Below are 1,010 nucleotides of genomic sequence, written 5' to 3'. Positions count from 1 at the left end.
GCGCCAGCAGCGCCGCCTCGATCTCGCCGGTCTCGATCCGGAAGCCCCGGATCTTCACCTGGAAGTCGTTACGGCCCAAATACTCGATGTTGCCGTCGGGCCGGTAGCGGCCCAGATCACCCGTGCGGTACATCCGCGCGCCAGGCTCGGCACTGAACGGGTCCAGCACGAAGCGCTCCGCCGTCAGCTCCGGACGGTCCAGGTAGCCCCGCGCCACGCCGGCACCGCCAATGTACAGCTCGCCCACCGCGCCCAGCGGCACCGGCTCGCCCCCGGCGTCGAGCAGGTAGATCCGTGTGTTCGCAATCGGACGGCCAATGGGCGGGTCCCCAGCCTCCTCCGGATCGCACAAATGCAAACTGGAGCAAATGCTGGCTTCGCTTGGCCCATAGGCATTGCGCAGCCCGGGATGATGATCTGCTCGCGCTCGCCAAAGCGCCATCGCCTGTTCGTCAAGGGCTTCACCTCCAACTGTGAGATGCCGCAGGCAAGCTGGAATCGTCAAGGCACCATCAAGAGCCGTTTGCCGCCAGAACTGCATTGGCAAACTGACAGAGGTAATGCGGTGTGTTCTGCACAGCCGCCAGAATTCCCGCCCACTGGCCAGCCAGGCGTCCGTACGCAGCACCAGTGCTGCCCCTGATACCAATGTCAGGAAAACATCTTGTACCGACACGTCGAAGCTGGTGGAGACGAATTGCAGCACTCGATCTTCACCGTCAAGTCTGTAATGGGGTTGTAGTGCCGCGAGGAGGTTGCCGACCGTACGATGCTCGACCATCACCCCCTTGGGTCGGCCGGTCGAGCCGGAGGTGTAGATCACGTAGGCCAGGTGCGAGGGGGTCAGCTCACTCACCTCGGGGTTACTCGACGGACAGCTCCGCCAGGGCGCACTGTCGTCCAGCGCAATCACCGGACAGTCGCCCGTGGCCAGCGTCGGCACGTCGCCGTGCACCAACACCGCCACCGGGGCACTGTCTTCCAGCATGTACGCCACTCGCTCGGCCGGG

The 1,010-nt window shown here is 64.6% G+C and carries 1 protein-coding gene; it reads right to left on the bottom strand.

Annotated features, from left to right (window positions below; genetic code table 11):
• On the bottom strand, positions 1-1,010 hold a 1,010-nt coding region (locus EZI54_RS23885; protein WP_131484339.1), incomplete at both ends, for an amino acid adenylation domain-containing protein.

Source organism: Marinobacter halodurans (genome assembly GCF_004327985.1).
GTDB lineage: Bacteria > Pseudomonadota > Gammaproteobacteria > Pseudomonadales > Oleiphilaceae > Marinobacter_A > Marinobacter_A halodurans.
The sequence above is the reverse complement of the archived record's forward strand: the minus strand, read 5'-3'. Positions and strand labels throughout refer to the sequence as shown.